Below are 18187 nucleotides of genomic sequence, written 5' to 3'. Positions count from 1 at the left end.
AAAATGGCTTATCAAGCACTTTATCGGGTCTGGCGTTCACAACGTTTCGATGACGTAGTAGGACAAAAAGCAATTACTCAGACACTGAAAAATGCGATAGTGAAAAAGAAAACATCTCATGCCTATTTATTTACTGGCCCTCGTGGTACAGGTAAAACCAGTGCCGCAAAAATTTTCGCTAAAGCGATTAACTGTAAACATAGTCAAGATGGTGAACCTTGTAATGTTTGTGAAACCTGTGTAGCCATTACGGAAGGTCGTTTAAATGATGTCATTGAAATTGATGCGGCGAGTAATAATGGCGTGGAAGAAATCCGTGATATTCGTGATAAAGCAAAGTATGCACCGACGCAAGCAGACTATAAAGTTTATATTATTGATGAAGTTCATATGCTATCGACAGGCGCGTTCAATGCACTTTTAAAAACCTTGGAAGAACCGCCACAAAATGTTATTTTTATCTTAGCAACGACTGAACCACACAAGATTCCGTTAACGATTATTTCGCGGACACAACGCTTTGATTTTAAGCGAATTAGTACGCAAGATATCGTCGATCATATGGCCCATATCATGCAGGAAATGGCTCTTGATTATGAGGAACAAGCCCTATATGTGATTGGTCGTGCTGCGGAAGGCGGGATGCGAGATGCCTTGAGTATCTTGGATCAAACGATTTCCTTTAGTGATGAAAAAGTAACATTGGAAGATGCAATGCAAGTGACGGGCAGCCTAACCTATGAAATGATGGATCATTATATTCAGTGTTGTGTCGCCGGTGATGTTGAACGAGCATTAGAAGGCTTGGAAAGTATTTTAGGCGAAGGCAAAGAAGCGCGCCGTTTCTTAGAAGATTTGTTATTATATTGTCGAGATTTGCTGATGTATCAGCAAGCACCGAAGTTATTAGCAGAAAAAGCAGGAACCTTGACAGAAGCATTTAAGGAACTAGCTACACAAACGCCTGCTGAAAAAATCTACCAACTAATCCAAATTTTAAGTGACACACAAAATGAGATCCGCTTTACCAACAATGCGAATATCTATTTGGAAGTAGCCACTGTCAAATTGGCTAAAACGGTGCAGCCCAATAAACACAACACGCCAGAAACAGCTAATCAAGGTGGTAGCGCAGAAGAAAATCCAGAATTAGCCGATTTACAAAATCAAATTGGGCAACTGAAGAAAGAACTGACTGAATTAAAGAAACACGGTGTAGCTGCCAAAGAAGCAGATGCGCCACGTCAACAAGCACGACCACAAGCGCCAAAAAGTTCGTTCCGTGTACCCACAGAACGGGTATATCAAGTCTTAAACGAAGCGACTAGAACGCATTTAATGAATGTGAAAAATGTCTGGGAAGACTTACTGCAAACACTATCTGTGACTCAACGTGCGATGCTAAAGGCTAGTGAACCTGTCGCAGCGAGTCCTAAGGGGATCGTGGTGGCATTTGACTATGAGATTGTTTGTGCTCGTGCAACAGACGATGAAGAGATGCAGTTAGCTTTCAATAATAATTTAAGCCGTTTGATGGACTATACACCAGAGATGGTCTGCATTACTAGAGAAAGTTGGCCAAAACTAAGACAAAGTTTTATTAACCAAAATCAGGGCAGTTTGAATCATTCTGAACCTGAAAATGAAATGGCTCGTCTAGCGGACGAACCGCCTGTAACAAATGAAAATTCACAAGAAAATCCAGTAGTAGATGAAGCAATCGCTATGTTTGGTGAAGAGCTTGTCGAAGTACTAGATGATTAATATGAAGGAGTCGAGGAATTATGATGCGAGGAATGGGCAACATGCAAGGCATGATGAAACAAGTACAAAAAATGCAAAAAGAAATGGCCAAAGCGCAAGAAGCGCTAAATGAAAAAGAATTTATCGGTGAAGCAACCAATCAACTTGTGACAGCGACATTTACTGGTGATCGCACAATGAAAGATTTGACGATTAAAGAAGACGTGGTTGATCCTGAAGACGTCGATATGTTACAAGATTTAGTCATTATGGCTGTCAACGATGCGTTAGTAAAAATTGAAAAAGAAACCGAAGCAACTTTAGGTAAATACACCAAAGGAATGCCAGGATTCTAAAAAATAAGACAAACGCGAGTATGAAAAACGTCATGCCCAAAAAATCGAACTTTTGGGGCATGGTGTTTTTTTCTATTTTGGCGGGAAAACTCTTTGGCAATTTTAGTAGTCGCTTCCAAAAAACTATGCTATACTAAAGCCAATTGAAGAGAAACATTTGGGGTGCTATTAGCTGAGATTATACCCATGGAACCTGAAACAGTTAGGACTGGCGCAGGGAAATGTCTTGAAATTTTGACCGATTATTGCACCCAACTACGTTTATTTGTGGTTGGGTTTTTCTGTCTTTTTCAGTCGCGCCTCCTTTTGCTTCTCGCAGAAAGGAGTTTTTTTACGTGGAAAAAAATCGAATCCACAGAGTTACGTTACTAGCTTTAATGATTGCGATGGACGTCGTATTATCGCCGTTAATGCGAATTGAGGGAATGGCCCCTATGTCCAGTGTCATGAACATTATTGCCGGAGTTTTATTAGGTCCTCTTTACGGAACGCTCATGGCACTTGTCTGCGGCTTAATCCGTATGACGTTCTTAGGTATTCCGCCATTAGCGTTAACAGGTGCCGTCTTTGGCGCATTTTTTGCTGGTTTATTTTATCAATGGGGACAAAAATTAGGCTGGTCGATGCTAGGAGAAATTTTTGGTACAGGCATCATTGGCTCGTTATTGTCCTATCCTATAATGGTTTGGTTTACTGGCAGTAAGCAGGATTTTTATTGGTTCATTTATACACCACGATTTATTGGCGCCACACTGATTGGTTCAGTGATTGCCTGGCTTGTCTTAGTAAAGCTGAAAGAAACTCGGGTATTTAAACAAACACAGGAATTATTTTTGGGAGGGTACTTTTATGAAAACAAGCGTTAAGTTTGAAACGATTTTTCCACTGACAACAGCACCATTAATTCAGTGCATTACGAATGAAATTACGTGTGAGTCTATGGCGAATGCATTACTTTATATTGATGCTAAGCCCATTATGGCAGATGATCCACGGGAATTTCCGCAATTGTTTCAGCAAACCAGTGCCTTGGTTTTGAATTTAGGCCATTTATCACAAGAACGAGAGCAGAGCTTGTTAGCAGCTAGTGATTATGCTCGGCAAGTGAATAAACCGACCGTAGTCGATTTAGTCGGTTATGGCGCCAGTGATATTCGGAGTGAAGTCGGGGAAAAGCTGGTGCGCAATCAGCCAACCGTTGTGAAAGGGAATCTTTCAGAAATGCGGACTTTTTGTCAGTTGGTTAGTCATGGCCGAGGAGTGGATGGCAGTCCTTTGGATCAAAGTGAAGAAGCAATTGAGGAACTGATTCAGGCTTTACGTCAACAAACGCAAAAGTTTCCCCAGACGGTATTTTTAGCAACAGGGATTCAAGATGTTTTGGTTAGCCAAGAGCAAGTGATTGTCTTACAAAATGGCGTTCCTGAGTTGGATTGTTTCACTGGCACAGGTGATTTAGTCGGCGCATTAGTTGCCGCTTTATTAGGTGAAGGCAACGCGCCAATGACTGCGGCAGTAGCCGCAGTGAGCTATTTTAATCTTTGCGGAGAAAAAGCCAAGACTAAGAGCCAAGGGCTGGCCGATTTTCGCCAAAATACGTTAAATCAGTTATCTCTTTTAATGAAGGAGAAGGATTGGTTTGAGGCGGTGAAAGGACGAGTGCTATGAGAGAGCAATTGAAAGTTTATTTGGTGACAGGACGGTATGATTTTAGTGATACTGAATTTTTAAAACGAATTGAAACTGCTTGTCGCAGTGGAGTGACATTGGTGCAACTGCGCGAAAAGGAAGTGTCAACCCGGCGCTTTTACGAATTAGCAGTGAAAGTCAAAGCGGTAACAGATGCGTATCAGATTCCGTTGATTATTAATGATCGCGTCGATATTTGCTTGGCAGTGGATGCGGCAGGTGTGCACATAGGTGATGATGAATTGCCGATTGCTCTTGTGCGAAAACTGGTTGGGTCTACAAAAATCGTAGGTGTTTCAGCCAAAACGGTGGCACGAGGAGTTGAAGCGGAAAACGAGGGCGCCGATTATTTAGGCGTGGGCGCAATTTTCCCCACAACGACTAAGGACAGTCCGTTAACTTCTTTGCAGACACTTTCTGAAATTACCGCAGCAGTCACGATTCCGGTTGTGGCGATTGGTGGGATCAAAGAAGAAAATATAGAACAACTTATGGGAACGGGAGTGGCTGGTGTTTCACTGGTCAGTGAAATTATGCTGGCTGAACAGATAACCGAGAAAGTGCAGGGGTTGATGCGTGTAACGGAGCAAATGTTGGAGGCGAGAAAATGACCGAATATAATTTGACCCCACAAGTAGTCACGATTGCTGGTTCTGATTCTGGTGGGGGAGCAGGCATGCAAGCAGATTTAAAAACATTTCAAGCGCGGCAAGTATTTGGCTTAAATATTGTCATTGCATTGACGGCACAAAATACGTACGGGGTGCAAGATAGCTTACCGATTCCTAGTTCATTTATTGATGCACAATTTCAATCACTGGCGGCTGATTTTAAAATTGGGGCAGCAAAAACGGGAATGTTAGCAGATAGTGAGCGTGTCGAAGCTGTTGTCCGCAATTTGCAAAAAGTTGATTTTGGTCCGTTGATTGTCGATCCTGTAATGGTGGCTAAAGGTGGACATCATTTGTTAGAAGCCGAGGCAGTTCAAACAATTAAAGAGCAATTGTTGCCACTAGCAACGGTCGTGACACCTAATTTACCAGAAGCGGAAGTTTTACTAGAGACAACCATCAAGACAGAGCAAGAAATGCAAACAGCAGCAAAAAAATTACAGCAATTGGGCACAAAAAATATTATTATGAAAGGCGGACATAGCACGAATCAACAAGCGGCTGATTATGTGTTAATGGAAGACGGTTCGAGCTTTTGGCTAAGTGCACCGCGAGTTGTAACGAAAAATACTCATGGAACAGGAGATACTTTTTCAGCGTGTATCGCAGCCGAATTAGCAAAAGGCACGCCGTTAGAAGCGGCGATTGTGATTGGCAAACAGTTTATTCAAGGGGCCATCAGCCAAGCAATTTCTGTTGGACATGGCCACGGACCCACTAATCATTGGGCCCAATTAACGCAAGATATTCAAGTTATTAAAGCATAAGAAGAGCCTGGGGAAAAATCATTTTAGATTTTTCCCCAGGCTCTTAAATAGCTTAAAGCTCCTTTTTGATATAGTTTATAAACGTTTTGTTCACTAATCTTCACATTTTAAATAAATTTCTTGGCCTTGTTCTTGCAAATGAGCCACGTGAGATTCTCCCCAATTACATAAATTATCTAAGACAGCAGAGAGGCTTTGACCATAATCGCTTAAATAATATTCGACTTTTGGTGGAACTTGGTTGTAAACTTTCCGCTCGATAATGTTGTCTTCTTCGAGTTCCCGTAATTGCTGTGTCAGCATTTTTTGACTAATGCCAGTAATGCCGCGTTTTAAATCGCTGGGGCGCATGGCGCCGTGCCGTAAATTACACAGAATAATTGGTTTCCATTTGCCGCCAATAACATCCATCGTTGCTTCCACACCAATCGCATATGTACGAGTTTCCAAAAAACATTCCTCCTTAATAGGTTGATAATAAACAAAAGTTACTAAAAGGTACCTATGATACAAAAAAGTAGGTACTTATCAAAAAATCAATCTTAGTATATAGTAATTTTTGTTGAAATTCAAATGTTTTTAGGAGGAAGAGAATGGAAAAGAAAATTTCACCAAATTTAACGCTCTTTGCATTAGCTATCAATGCTTTCGCAATCGGCTCAACGGAATTTATTAGTGTGGGTTTATTACCAATGATTGTTAAAAGTTTTCATATTAGTCTTTCCCAAGCTGGTTTGACTGTTTCTTTATACGCTTTAGGTGTGACGATTGGGGCGCCGTTATTAACAATTTTGACAGGAAAATGGAATCGTCGCTCATTAATGCTGGGGATTATGCTTCTTTTCATTAGTGGGAATTTAATTGCTGCGTTTGCGTCAACGTTTATTATTTTATTGATAGGGCGGATACTTTCTGCATTGGCGCATGGTATTTTCATGTCTGTTTCGACTGTCATCGCCGCAGATGTTGTGCCGCCATCACGTCGAGCCAGCGCTATTGCTATTATGTTTACGGGCTTAACGGTTGCAACAGTGACTGGCGTACCTTTAGGGACGTTTATTGGACAACAAACAGCTTGGCATATGTCCTTTCTTTTTATAGCCAGTATTGGCTTGGTGGGACTGATTGCTAGTTATTTTTTAGTTCCCAAAAATTTACCGATACCAGGAAAGGTTGACTTAAAAGGAATCACGCGAATTTTTACGAACAAATCCCTCGTTTTCTCTTTTCTAATTACTGCTTTTGGTTATGGTGGAACGTTTGCTGCATATACGTACTTGTCACCATTATTGGAAAATTTAGGCTTTTCAGCCAACGTGGTAGTGATTATTTTAGTCGTTTATGGTGTAATGGTCGCAATTGGCAATACAGTAGGTGGTCATTGGGCAAATAATAAACCCTTAGATTCGTTAGTAAAAATGTTTAGCTTATTAATTCTGTCCTTAGTCTTTTTATTTATTACTGTTTTAATGGATAATAGTCTTCTAGGCTTGTTAGCAAGTTTGATGTTGGGGCTATTTGCCTTTATGAATGTACCTGGCTTACAATTATATGTTGTAGAATTAGCGGAAAAGTATGTCCCAGAAGATATCACTTTGGCCTCAGCTTTTAATATTGCAGCCTTTAATATTGGGATTACCGTCGGCTCAATGACAGGTGGGGTGGTCACAGATCATTTATCAGTAACATATACACCGATTTTTGGTGGTTTTATCGTGTTGATTGCTGTCTTGTTTGTACTTTATATTCGGAAGCAAGAAGAACAAAAAAACAACTATCTTTAGAAAACTAAAAAAAGCAGCTGGTCACTACGGAACTGACCAGCTGCTTTTTTTTAAACTTTTTTGCGGAAATAATTCCAACAAGCAATCAAAACAATTACTAATAAGGTTAGCAAGAAAATCAGAGAAATGAGTGAACCCATCGTTGTCCCCTGAGCAAAATTATCTGCGTGGTCTTGAGCGATATTAATAATCGTCGCTACAATGGCCGTTGCAATAGCGCCAGAAAATTGTTGAAGGGTATTAAATAACGTATTGCCGTCGCCAAAATCTTTCTCCTCTAACAAGCTCATACCAGTCGTCATCATATTACTGTATGCAAAACCTAGACCAATCATATAGGTAACATGTCCAGTAACGAATCCTAATAAAACAGGCATCTCTAGTAAAATTGTTAAAGCTAGCCAACCGATTGTCGCCAAACTTAAGCCGAATAATATGGGTTTTTTAGCGCCGTATTGATCCAAAACTCGTCCAGAAAGTGGTGCCAAAATGGCCCCAACTGTAGCACCTGGTAGCATGACTAGCCCAGCTACAAACGCATTTTTTTCAAGGACGATTTGAACAAAGTTTGGTAAGACAAAGGAAATACCTAACAATAAGAATTGACAAACTAAAAAGCCGCATAAAAATAAAACGAAGGCGGGATTTTTTAAAATTGTCAAACGAACTAGTGGCTGTTCAGCGGTCGTTGCTCGTTTATAAAAAATAACAAAGCCAATAATGGCTACCAGAAGTGAAAGCCAGCCAAACAATGTGCCAATTTTACTTAAAAACATCAACAAACCACTAAATAACAGGGCAATACCAATTAAACTAACTAAATCAAGGGTAGTGGTTTTTTTAACAGGTATTTCTGGAATAGCAGATAATCCCATAAACAAAGAAAGTAGTAAAACAGGAATTAAGAATAAGAAGATGGCATGCCAAGACAGGGAAGAAGTTAAAATTCCACCATACGTTGGACCAATGGCTGGAGCAATTGAAGTGGTCAATGTGCCTACTCCCATCATTGTTCCCCGTTTTTCTAGCGGAGTAAAGTTCAAAATAATATGAAACATAAGTGGTAAAGCAATCCCAGTGCTAGCCCCTTGGAAGAGTCGGCCTAATAACAAGATACTGAAAGTTGGTGAATAAACATCAATCGCTAAACCAATCAAAAAGAAAAGATTCGCAACAATAAATAAGCGTCTTAGCGAATAGGTTTTTAATAAATAATTGGATAAGGGCACCATGATAGAAATAACTAATAAATAAATTGTTGTTACCCACTGCACGGTACCGGTGGAAACGCCAAATTCCTTCGTTAATGTCGGAAAGGTTACATTCATTGCCGTTTCAATTAAAACGCCAGCAAAAGACATAATTCCTGTCGCTAAAACGGCAGGGAATAATCGTACGTTTTTTTGTTCCATTTAATCACCTCTATAGTTTTCATTTTTCGTAAAAAAATAGAAGCAGTTTCTATAAGAATAGAAACCGCCTCTCTCTCGACACGCAACTCGCGTGTTATCTGTACGATTTGTTTACATGTTGCATTGTAAACAGTTTTTAGGCAATCGTCAAGCAGAAAATAATTAACGTTGCATGAAGAAACTAATAATTGCAAAAATAGCAATGTGGGCTGGATAGAAAATATAAAAGAAATTCCGCATGCCACGGCCTTTTTCGCCGTTATAAAGAACAATTGGAATGGCTGCTAAAATCATCATCCATTGGTGGTTCGCTCCAAATAGTTCTTGGAAATTATAACTGGCTGCTGAAATTAACGCAACAACGCCAATCGCTGAAATTTGTAACCATTTTTTGCCATGGAATAGATAAAAAGCGACGGCTAAGAGAACAAATAAAAACCCACCTTCTGTCATCATTAGTGATGGCACAATCAGATTGAAAAGTTGGAAACCAATTAAGATAGCAGGGTTGCTTAGTATATCTGGAGAACTAAAAATAACGAAAGGTAGAGCACTGATTAATAAAGGCACAATAAACCAAAGAAGCCCTTTACCAATTTGTTTTTGTTTAAAATATTCCATAGACTGCATATAGACCGTACCTAAAAATAACGTCCCAAAAATATTATTGATAATTAAGCCACCTGTTGAAAAATACGCATTTAAAATGCCGTTCAGAATCCCCATAATCCAGAAGCCTAACAATAACCGGAACATGTATTTTCGCCGATTACTTGTGTGAATGAAGCCTTCAGAACTTTCAAATAAGAAAATAGGTGCAGCGATTCGTCCAATCCAACCGAACCAACCAGGCACGCCTAAAAAACTAAAAAATTGCAATAGATGGTCAAAGACCATTGAAATAACTCCAATGACTTTCAAATGAAAGCCAGTTAATGTTTTACCCATAGTATAAACTCCTCTCTTTCATAAAGAACAATATAACAAAATCCATAACAATCAACCATTTATTTGCCTAACAGTTATCTTACAAAATTGTTTGATTTCGTCAGCTTTTGATGAAAGAAAAAAGAACCAAGACTAGTTTTTATAATTATTCTATGCTATAGTAAAAGTACATTTTAATAAAAAACATTTGGGGTGCTGTTATGGCTGAGATGATACCCATTGAACCTGATGCAGTTAGTACTGTCGCAGGGAAATGCCGATTTACTTTGATTTTTCACGCACTCATTCTGTCCTAGGATGAGTGTGTTTTCTTTTATCAGGGTTTATTTAAGTCACTCCTTTTGCTTTTTGTTAAGAGAAAGGAGTTTTTTTATTGAAAAAATGGTCATTGCAACAAGTCGTCTTACTCGCTTTTTTAGCCTTTTTGTTTGGCGGTGTTTTTATGGGAGCAGGTTTCCTCTATGCGTTAGTGAATGCTGCGCTGTTACCATTAGGACTGAGTCCATTTGCCAATGAGCTTTTATTTGGAATGTGGACCATGGTAGCACCAATTGCAGCGATGCTGATTCCACGAGCAGGGAGTGCTGTTTTGGCGGAAGTTTTAGCCGCCTTAGCAGAAATGCTTTACGGTTCGTATTTCGGACCTAGTGTGTTAATTTCTGGTGTGATTCAAGGCCTAGGCAGTGAAAGTGGCTTTTTGGTAACACGCTATAAACGTTACGATACACTAACGTTATTTTATAGTGCGATTGGGACGACTATTTTTAGTTATGTGTATGAATACTTTAAGTTTGGTTATGGCAATTACGGTCTGGGGATGAACATTGCTTTAATTAGCGTTCGGTTCGCTTCTATTTGTTTCTTTGGTATTTTCTTAACGAAAGTTATTATACGAATGTATCAGTCTGCGCAAGGGTTAGCTGTGAAGGCAAAATGAATAGTATTCAATTAAAAGCTGTGTCCTTTTCACGAGAACAACCCTTGTTTGAAAAGACAAATTTAGTAATTCCTCAAGGAACGTTTTCCTTATTAATTGGTGATAGTGGCAGTGGAAAATCAACGCTTTTACGCTTGATTGCAGGGTTTGCTCCGCTTGACTATCAAGGAGAAATTTTGATTGAAGGAATGGAACGCCGACAATTATCAACTCGTGAAAAGGCGCAAAAAATTGGCATGCTTTTTCAAAATCCCAGTCAACAATTTACAATGAAAACCTTGGAACGAGAACTGATTTTTGCTTTAGAAAATCTAGGGATCTCTCCTGAAGAAATGAACCGAAAAATCCAAACAGCACTTCAACTTGTTCAGACTCAAACCTTATTCACACGAGAATTAGCGACGTTATCTGGTGGTGAAAAACAAAAAGCGGCGTTGACAGTTCTGCTAGCAATGAACCCAGATATTCTTTTATTAGATGAACCTTTTGCAAGTATTGATCCAACCTCTCGAAAACAATTTATTCAAATTTTAGCAAGACTTCATCAAGCAGGCAAAACGATTTTGGTGTGCGACCACGATTTCAGCGATTACGCTGATGTTGTGGACCAAGTCGTCACGTTGAAAAACGGCCAGTTTGAAAAACAACCGCTGACGTTTATCAAAACAAAACCGCAGACATTTCACCTTACAAATTCTACGGTAAAACAACCGATGCTCCAATTGAAAAATTTTCGTTTGTCTCAGGAAAAACGAGTGCTACTTGAAGAAAAAGAAGCTCTTTTTTTAAAAGGAATTACCACGTTGACGGGGCCAAATGGGGCGGGTAAATCAACCTTATTAAAAGCCATCGTTCAAAGACAAAAATATCAAGGGAAAATGTTCTTGGCAGGCCGCCGCTTGCGGTCTTCAAAAAAGTTGTACCAACACATGACATTAGCGGTGCAACAAGCCAATCGTCAGTTTGTCACGTTGACTTTACGAGAAGAGCTTTTGTTTGGTCAGAACATGACGGCAGAAAAAAGAAGAAAACAAGAGGAAGCCTTAACTTTTTTAGGGTTAAAAGAAAAACTAGAGCATAGTGTTTTCCAACTAAGTGAAGGGCAAAAAAAGATGGTGCAATTAATTAGTTTGCTGAGCTTAGATTTGGACTGTTTACTTTTAGATGAACCTTTTGCTGGGTTAGATGAGCGCGCATGCAGTTATTTTGTTGAATGGATCAAAGAAAAAAGTGCGCAACAAGATTTTCTAATCGTCACGCATCGGCTAGAACCTCTCTCTGGCGTGAGCAATTACCGAATAGAATTGCTGCAGCAACAACTGAATATCTGGCAGGAGGGAACCACATGCAAATAAGGCAAACGAATGCAGCGATCTATGCTTCTTTGATTCTTATTTTGACCTTTGAATTATCTTTTTCTCAGTCCATTTTGGCAAATTTGGCGGTTTTTATGGGTTGTGTCATTTTTTTAATAGGCCAGCGAAAATCCCGCTTACTTCTTTGGTTATTTTTCTTGCCACTTTTACCAGCCATCGGAACTTTCTGGTCTATTTATCTGCATGGTACAAGTAGTCAACAAGCCTGGCTTTTGTTTAGTCGAACATATGCCTTTGCCGGTTTAGGACTAGCTTTTGCTGTAGGCGTTGATTTTGAAGAATTATTGTTGTTATTGGAACAAAAGGGGCTAGCACCGAACTTTGTTTATGGAATTTTAGTGGTGGTTCACGCCTTACCGGAAGTGAAAAGAGAAATTAATGATTTAAAAGAAGCGAGCCTGCTCCGTGGCAAAACATTTCATTTTTGGTCGCCGATGCTCTATGTTAAAACACTGCTCGTTGCTGTTTCTTGGCGAGATAAATATACTGAAGCAATGTCTGCCCATGGCTATGAAGAAGGAGCCACCAGAAGTCGAAAAGAGCATTTTGTGTCAGCAAAAGTCAGTCTTGGGCTTGCTATTTTGATCATCATTTTTACAAATTTGTTTATTTTTCTAACGTAAAGGAGAAACCTATGACATTTACAGAACAAGCCAAAGAACAAGCGCAAGCTTCTTGGCAAGGGAGTTTTCAGCATCCTTTTATCACAGAATTACATGAAGGAACCTTGAGTCCAACGATTTTTCGCTACTATTTAATTCAAGATCATTACTATTTAAAACATTTTAGTCAACTTTATCGCTTGATTGCGGCACAGACGCAACAACCTCGATTAAAAAAATTACTCTTAACAAATGCGGAAAATCTCGCGTTGGGCGAATTAGCTATTCGTGAAACTTTTTTTGAAGAACTAGCGATTACGGAAGAAGAAGTTACAGCGACACCGATTGCACCAACCGCTTATCACTATGTTTCTCATATGTATCGCCAACTTATTGAAGGAACGCCTAAGACGGCCGCAGCAAGTATGTTGCCTTGTTCTTGGCTCTATCAAGAAATTGGTGCACAGTTAGTCAAACAACACTCACCAGAGCCACTGTACCAACGTTGGATTGAAACCTATGCTGGGGAGGAGGCGTACCAACACGTCCAAGAGGAACGCCAACTGTTAGACCAATTATATGAAGAAAGTTCACCACAAGAACAAGCAGCTATGATCACCGCTTTTGTTATCAGCAGTGAGATGGAATACGCTTTTTGGGAAATGGCCTATACACACGAAACCTGGATTGGTTAATACAAAAACAAGTCGTTTAGTGCTCGTAACTAACGACTTGTTTTTGTATTAGAAAGTAGTAATTGTCAGTTGCTTTTTTGACAGGGCGTGATAAGATATTCAGTGACGCAAAATCTGTTATAACTCGTTTAGTAATAACAGAAACGCCTTGCTAAGAAAGGACTGTAGAAGCCTCATGAATTATCCAGAACCGATTGCAAAATTGATTGAAAGTTATATGAAATTACCAGGAATTGGTCAAAAAACAGCGACACGGCTTGCTTTTTATACAATTGATATGAAAGAAGAAGACGCTAATGCTTTTGCAAAAGCGCTAATTAGTGTCAAGAGAGATCTCCATTTCTGTAGTATTTGCGGAAATATTACTGAAGAAGATCCTTGTGAAATTTGCCAAGATAAAAATCGTGACCGTAGTATTATTTTAGTAGTGGAAGAACCAAAAGACGTTATGGCAATGGAAAAAATGCGTGAATATCAAGGCTTGTATCACGTACTCCACGGGGTGCTTTCACCGATGGAAGGAACAGGGCCAGAAGATATTAATATTGCCTCTTTGATCAAACGTTTGCACGATGATGAAGTGAAAGAGGTCATTATAGCAACCAACGCTACCACTGAAGGAGAAGCGACGGCGATGTATTTATCACGGCTCATTAAACCAGCTGGAATCACCGTTACTCGTTTGGCACACGGCTTGTCTGTCGGCAGCGATATTGAATATGCAGACGAAATAACCTTGCTAAAAGCAGTCGAAGGACGTCGAGAAATTTAAAAGGAACATCGTTGGAAAAAGAGGTTGAAATCGAAGTAGGTCGTTTCTGTGAGAAAATGTCGCAGTTCAAGCTTTTCAGTACTTCTTTTTCAGTTTCTTTTTTTCAGCGGATGCATCACTTTAAATAGGACGTAAGGATTTCAATTAGACTGATAGAGCAAGATGAAGTATAATAGATACAAGTAAAAATTGATTGGAGTTTTCGCACGTGCAGGGTATTTTTATCACATTTGAAGGTCCAGATGGCGCTGGCAAAACCAGTGTTTTGAAGGAAGTTTCTGAAAGATTAGCTAAAGAGTCAAAACGAAAAGTTGTCACTACAAGAGAACCAGGCGGCATACCGATTGCCGAAAAGATTCGAACAGTTATTTTAGATCCAAGAAATGACAGAATGGATGAGCGAACAGAAGCTTTACTTTACGCAGCTGCTCGTCGTCAACATTTAGTGGAAAAAATCTTGCCAGCTTTGGAAGCGGGTCATTTAGTCCTATGTGATCGTTTTGTTGACAGCTCATTAGCCTACCAAGGCGCTGGGCGTAGAATTGGGATTGCACCCATTGCTTCAATTAATGCGTTTGCGACAGAAGGTGTCTCACCAGATTTTACAATTTACTTAGACGTTGACTCAGATACTGGCTTACGGCGGATTCAAGAAAATCGAACACAGCAAATTGATCGCTTAGATTCAGAAGGATTAGAATTTCATCAACGTGTTCGCCATGAATATTTGAAATTAGCAGAAGAAAATCCACAACGTATCAAAAAGATTGATGCACGGATGAGTTTAGAACTTGTCGTAGAAGCAACGTATCAGGCGATTATTGAACGTTATTCAGAAAACTTTTAATTATAGGAAGGTGTAGACCATGAAGATTATTTTAGCCATTGTACAAGACAAAGATAGTAACCGATTAGCCAACGAATTTATTGATGCCAATATTCGTGCTACAAAATTATCCTCAACAGGTGGATTCTTAAAAGCGGGAAACAGCACATTTATTATTGGGATTGATGATGAACGTGTCGACGAAACATTAGCTTTAATTAAAGAAACATGTCAATCAAGAAAACAATATGTTTCAACACCTGTGACTTTAGATATCACAATGGATGGCCAAATTCCTTATCCTGTGGAAGTTGAAGTAGGCGGCGCTACTTGCTTCGTCTTACCAGTTGAAGGATTCCATCAATATTAAGATGAATGAAGCGCAACAGCTACAGCAAATGCAACCTTTGCTGTACAAGCAACTCCAAAAAAGTTTTGAGCATGGTCGTCTTGCCCATGCTTATCTTTTTGAAGGAGATACAGGAACTGGAAAACAAGAATTTGGCTTATGGATGGCGAAACATGTCTTTTGTACGAATTTAGTAAATCAACAGCCTTGTAACGAATGCCATAATTGTGTGCGGATTAATGAAAATGAACATCCAGATGTTTTAAGAATTGCGCCAGATGGGCAGACCATCAAAGTGAACCAAATCCGTGAATTAAAAGCGGAGTTTTCTAAAAGTGGGGTCGAGACTGCTAAAAAAGTTTTCTTAATTCAAGAAGCAGATAAAATGAGTACCGGCGCAGCCAATAGTCTCTTAAAATTTTTAGAAGAACCAGAAGGACAAATTTTAGCTATTTTAGAAACCACTTCACTCTCTCGAATTTTACCAACGATTCAATCACGATGCCAAACCTTACATTTTCAACCATTAGTCAAAAAAACATTAATTGATCGCTTAATCAAACAGGGGATTGGTGAAAAGACTGCAACCCTTTTAGCTGAGCTGACAAATAGTTTTGAGAAAGCAGTTGAAATCTCTCAAGATGAATGGTTTAATGAAGCTAGGGAAATCATTTTGCAATGGTTTAATTATCTAAAAAGTAATGATTTACAGGCATTTATCTACGTTCAGAAGAAAATGGTCAAAGTATTTAAGGAAAAAGAACAACAAGCGCTTAGCTTTGACTTGCTCATGGTTTATTACCGTCAATTATTGGAAGAAAGTGTTGCGACACAGCAAGCCAAAAAAGTAACGGAAGAGCAGGCGGAACGGTTGGCGCTAATTTTGAAAGCACGCCAAAAATGGACAGCCAATGTTAGTTGGCAAAATGTTTGTGAACAATTAGTTATCCAAATGATTCACCCTAAATCATAAAGGAAAAAAGTGCCAAGTGGCATTCAGTTTCATAATACAGTAGGAACTTAGTTGTTTCAGCAAGTTCCTTAACCGATTGAAGCGACGTTCACTTGAACTAGATTAGGAGGAATAAAATGGTAGAAGTAGTAGGAGTTCGCTTCCGTGAAGCCGGTCATATCTATTATTTTGCTCCTGGAAAATCTGAGTATATTTATAATGAGAAAGTACTCGTTGAATCTCAACAGTCAAAACAATTAGCTACTGTTGCTATTCCTAAAAAAACAGTCGATTCAGACGATTTACCAGAGGACCTAAAACCCATTTTAAATAAAGCAACAGCCATTGATTTAGAAAAAGAACAAAAAAATTTGGCTGATGCAGAAGCTGCCAAAAGCATTGCCAATGAAAAAATTCGAGCTCATGACTTAAAAATGAAATTAGTGCGAGTAGAATATACCTTCGATCGTAGCAAAATGATTTTTTACTTTACGGCAGATGGGCGAATTGATTTTCGTGAATTAGTCAAAGACTTAGCGGCTATTTTCCGGACGCGAATTGAGTTACGTCAAATTGGTGTCCGAGATGAAGCGAAAATATTAGGTGGCATTGGCCCTTGTGGCAGACAACTATGTTGCTCAACATTTCTAGGAGATTTTATGCCAGTTTCAATCAAAATGGCTAAAGATCAAGGGTTATCTTTAAATCCTGTCAAAATTTCGGGATTATGTGGCCGCTTAATGTGTTGTTTGAAATACGAAAACGACGAATATGAAGCCGCTAAAAAAGAATTACCAGATTATGGAAAAGAAGTGATAACGCCAGATGGCAAAGGCAAAGTCGTCGGGTTGAATCTATTAAGTCGGATTGTCAAAGTTCGTCTGCATGGTCGTGAAATCGCAGCGGATTATGATTACGAAGAAATCAAAGAAGCTACTGCGAAAGTTGCTGCTGAAAAAGGTGATCAAAATGGATAAACGTTCGCTCTATGATGGATTAAATTCGTTGGAAACTGATTTAGACAGTTCCGTGACACAATTAAGAGAAATTAAAGCAGCACTCCATGAGTTGGTAGAAAAAAATACCACGTTGGAAATCGAAAATCAACGCTTACGGGAGCATCTCCAAGAACTGAATAAGTTAGCAGGAAATACAACTGAAACTGAAAAACAAGAGCTATCAAAATCACGTATGAATTTGGAAAAACTTTATGAAGAGGGCTTCCATGTCTGCAATATTTTATATGGTTCAAGACGTGAAAATGATGAAGAATGTGCCTTTTGTCTTGATGTTATTTATGGGGAACGCACGCGTTAAGTCTAGTGGACACTGCAAATAAAAAGGAAAGGTTTGGTTTGACAGTCAATCGATTGTCAAATCAAACCTTTATCTATTTATAGAACGAAAAATGAAAATGAGGGATGCGCTATGCAAAAACAGAAAAGTTTTGATAAGCAAACAACAAAAGGAAAATTGTATCTTGTCCCAACACCGATCGGCAATCTAGAAGATATGAGTATTCGTTGTTTAAACATATTGAAAGAAGCAACGGTGATTGCTAGTGAGGACACAAGAAACACACAAAAATTGCTAAATCATTTTGAGATTACGACACCACAAATTAGTTTACATGAACATAATTACAAAGAGCGAATTCCTCAACTGATTACACGATTGCTGAGCGGTGAAACGATTGCCCAAGTTAGCGATGCAGGGATGCCTTCAATTAGTGATCCTGGTCATGAATTGGTTACGGCATGTCTTGAAGAAGAACTGGCAGTGATTGCCTTGCCAGGACCTACGGCAGGAATGACCGCTTTGATTGCTTCAGGTCTTTTACCACAGCCATTTACGTTTTATGGTTTTTTACCAAGAAAGAAAAAAGAACAGAAAGACGTGTTATCAGAATTAAAAGAAGAACGGCCGACACAGATTTTTTATGAGTCCCCCTATCGGATTGCGAAAACGGTAGCAACGTTTGCTGAAGTCTATGGTCAAGAACGCCCCGCGGTGATTTGTCGAGAATTAACAAAACTTCATGAAGAATATTTGCGTGGTACCTTAGGAGAACTAACAGAGTATTTAGCAGAAAATACGCTAAAAGGCGAATGTTGTTTATTAGTGAGCGGATTTACTGGTGAGAAAGAGACAATAGCAGCAATGCCGGCTATTTCTCTCAAGGAACATGTGCAAGTTCTAATGGAGGAAGAGGGACGGAGTTCCAAAGAGGCAATCAAAGAAGTGGCTAAATTGAGAAATGTAAAAAAACAAGAAGTATATAAAGAATATCATTCCATTTAAAAAAGGA

The 18187-nt window shown here is 39.2% G+C and carries 21 protein-coding genes and 2 riboswitches; of the genes, 18 read left to right on the top strand and 3 right to left on the bottom strand.

What is annotated here, in order from left to right; all coding sequences use genetic code 11:
• Window positions 1–3 precede the first annotated feature (3 nt).
• The 6 genes from dnaX to thiD all read left to right on the top strand — a co-directional run bounded on the left by dnaX (window position 4) and on the right by thiD (window position 5226).
• Window positions 4–1764, top strand: a complete 1761-nt coding sequence (gene dnaX, locus IGL49_RS09995) for a DNA polymerase III subunit gamma/tau (RefSeq protein WP_104855287.1) — start codon at window positions 4–6, stop codon at window positions 1762–1764.
• Between the two features lie 20 nt (window positions 1765–1784).
• Entirely contained in the window at window positions 1785–2099 is a 315-nt protein-coding gene (locus IGL49_RS09990; RefSeq protein WP_002382484.1) for a YbaB/EbfC family nucleoid-associated protein, read from the top strand.
• A gap of 148 nt (window positions 2100–2247) precedes the next feature.
• Window positions 2248–2336: riboswitch (TPP riboswitch) on the top strand.
• A gap of 140 nt (window positions 2337–2476) precedes the next feature.
• Window positions 2477–2965 (top strand): energy coupling factor transporter S component ThiW, encoded by a 489-nt coding sequence (gene thiW, locus IGL49_RS09985; protein ID WP_241690089.1) that lies wholly within the window; start codon window positions 2477–2479, stop codon window positions 2963–2965.
• Entirely contained in the window at window positions 2949–3767 is an 819-nt protein-coding gene (locus tag IGL49_RS09980; protein ID WP_104855289.1) for a hydroxyethylthiazole kinase, read from the top strand. The genes thiW and IGL49_RS09980 overlap by 17 nt, the downstream gene beginning before the upstream one ends.
• On the top strand, window positions 3764–4399 hold the full coding sequence (gene thiE, locus IGL49_RS09975) for a thiamine phosphate synthase (protein ID WP_104855290.1): 636 nt from the start codon (window positions 3764–3766) through the stop codon (window positions 4397–4399). The genes IGL49_RS09980 and thiE overlap by 4 nt, the downstream gene beginning before the upstream one ends.
• Window positions 4396–5226, top strand: a complete 831-nt coding sequence (gene thiD / locus IGL49_RS09970; RefSeq protein ID WP_104855291.1) for a bifunctional hydroxymethylpyrimidine kinase/phosphomethylpyrimidine kinase — start codon at window positions 4396–4398, stop codon at window positions 5224–5226. Before thiE ends, thiD begins: the two co-directional genes overlap by 4 nt.
• A 93-nt stretch (window positions 5227–5319) precedes the next feature.
• Here the strand turns inward: thiD and IGL49_RS09965 are convergent, their stop codons facing one another.
• A complete protein-coding gene (locus tag IGL49_RS09965) occupies window positions 5320–5676 on the bottom strand; it encodes a winged helix-turn-helix transcriptional regulator (RefSeq protein ID WP_002356348.1) in 357 nt (118 codons plus the stop codon).
• Between the two features lie 143 nt (window positions 5677–5819).
• Between IGL49_RS09965 and IGL49_RS09960 the strand changes: the two genes are divergently transcribed.
• Entirely contained in the window at window positions 5820–7010 is a 1191-nt protein-coding gene (locus IGL49_RS09960; protein ID WP_104855292.1) for an MFS transporter, read from the top strand.
• 50 nt (window positions 7011–7060) lie between these two features.
• On the opposite strand, the gene IGL49_RS09955 is transcribed toward IGL49_RS09960, so the two are convergent.
• Together IGL49_RS09955 and IGL49_RS09950 are read right to left on the bottom strand one after the other, a co-directional pair.
• The gene (locus tag IGL49_RS09955; RefSeq protein ID WP_104855293.1) at window positions 7061–8422 is read right to left on the bottom strand and encodes an MFS transporter; all 1362 of its coding nucleotides are present in this window, start codon (window positions 8420–8422) and stop codon (window positions 7061–7063) included.
• A gap of 162 nt (window positions 8423–8584) precedes the next feature.
• Window positions 8585–9370 (bottom strand): TraX family protein, encoded by a 786-nt coding sequence (locus tag IGL49_RS09950; RefSeq protein WP_104855294.1) that lies wholly within the window; start codon window positions 9368–9370, stop codon window positions 8585–8587.
• Window positions 9371–9548: 178 nt separating this feature from the next.
• Window positions 9549–9639, top strand: a riboswitch (TPP riboswitch).
• Window positions 9640–9743: 104 nt separating this feature from the next.
• Here IGL49_RS09950 and IGL49_RS09945 point away from each other — a divergent pair.
• The 11 genes from IGL49_RS09945 (at window position 9744) to rsmI (ending at window position 18180) form a co-directional block, all read left to right on the top strand.
• Window positions 9744–10307, top strand: a complete 564-nt coding sequence (locus tag IGL49_RS09945; protein WP_104855295.1) for an ECF transporter S component — start codon at window positions 9744–9746, stop codon at window positions 10305–10307.
• The gene (locus tag IGL49_RS09940) at window positions 10304–11662 is read left to right on the top strand and encodes an ABC transporter ATP-binding protein (RefSeq protein WP_104855296.1); all 1359 of its coding nucleotides are present in this window, start codon (window positions 10304–10306) and stop codon (window positions 11660–11662) included. The genes IGL49_RS09945 and IGL49_RS09940 overlap by 4 nt, the downstream gene beginning before the upstream one ends.
• Window positions 11653–12306: a CbiQ family ECF transporter T component gene (locus IGL49_RS09935; protein ID WP_104855297.1), complete on the top strand. Its 654-nt coding sequence runs from the start codon at window positions 11653–11655 to the stop codon at window positions 12304–12306. Before IGL49_RS09940 ends, IGL49_RS09935 begins: the two co-directional genes overlap by 10 nt.
• 11 nt (window positions 12307–12317) lie before the next feature.
• Window positions 12318–12980: a thiaminase II gene (gene tenA / locus IGL49_RS09930; protein WP_104855298.1), complete on the top strand. Its 663-nt coding sequence runs from the start codon at window positions 12318–12320 to the stop codon at window positions 12978–12980.
• Window positions 12981–13155: 175 nt separating this feature from the next.
• Window positions 13156–13752 (top strand): recombination mediator RecR, encoded by a 597-nt coding sequence (recR, locus tag IGL49_RS09925; RefSeq protein WP_002356363.1) that lies wholly within the window; start codon window positions 13156–13158, stop codon window positions 13750–13752.
• Window positions 13753–13960: 208 nt separating this feature from the next.
• Entirely contained in the window at window positions 13961–14599 is a 639-nt protein-coding gene (gene tmk / locus IGL49_RS09920) for a dTMP kinase (protein ID WP_104855299.1), read from the top strand.
• A gap of 19 nt (window positions 14600–14618) precedes the next feature.
• Window positions 14619–14948 carry a cyclic-di-AMP receptor gene (locus tag IGL49_RS09915; RefSeq protein ID WP_002356367.1) on the top strand — a complete coding sequence of 110 codons (330 nt, stop codon included), beginning with the start codon at window positions 14619–14621 and terminating at the stop codon, window positions 14946–14948.
• Window position 14949: 1 nt separating this feature from the next.
• Window positions 14950–15900 (top strand): DNA polymerase III subunit delta', encoded by a 951-nt coding sequence (holB, locus tag IGL49_RS09910; protein ID WP_002384059.1) that lies wholly within the window; start codon window positions 14950–14952, stop codon window positions 15898–15900.
• A gap of 116 nt (window positions 15901–16016) precedes the next feature.
• Window positions 16017–16856 (top strand): PSP1 domain-containing protein, encoded by an 840-nt coding sequence (locus IGL49_RS09905; protein ID WP_129317373.1) that lies wholly within the window; start codon window positions 16017–16019, stop codon window positions 16854–16856.
• Entirely contained in the window at window positions 16849–17196 is a 348-nt protein-coding gene (locus IGL49_RS09900; protein ID WP_002356372.1) for a DNA replication initiation control protein YabA, read from the top strand. The genes IGL49_RS09905 and IGL49_RS09900 overlap by 8 nt, the downstream gene beginning before the upstream one ends.
• A gap of 111 nt (window positions 17197–17307) precedes the next feature.
• Window positions 17308–18180 carry a 16S rRNA (cytidine(1402)-2'-O)-methyltransferase gene (rsmI, locus tag IGL49_RS09895; protein ID WP_104855301.1) on the top strand — a complete coding sequence of 291 codons (873 nt, stop codon included), beginning with the start codon at window positions 17308–17310 and terminating at the stop codon, window positions 18178–18180.
• The last annotated feature ends 7 nt before the right edge of the window (window positions 18181–18187 follow it).

It is taken from the genome of Enterococcus sp. DIV1337a (assembly GCF_051712285.1).
GTDB classification, from domain to species: domain Bacteria; phylum Bacillota; class Bacilli; order Lactobacillales; family Enterococcaceae; genus Enterococcus; species Enterococcus faecalis.
The sequence above is the reverse complement of the archived record's forward strand: the minus strand, read 5'-3'. Positions and strand labels throughout refer to the sequence as shown.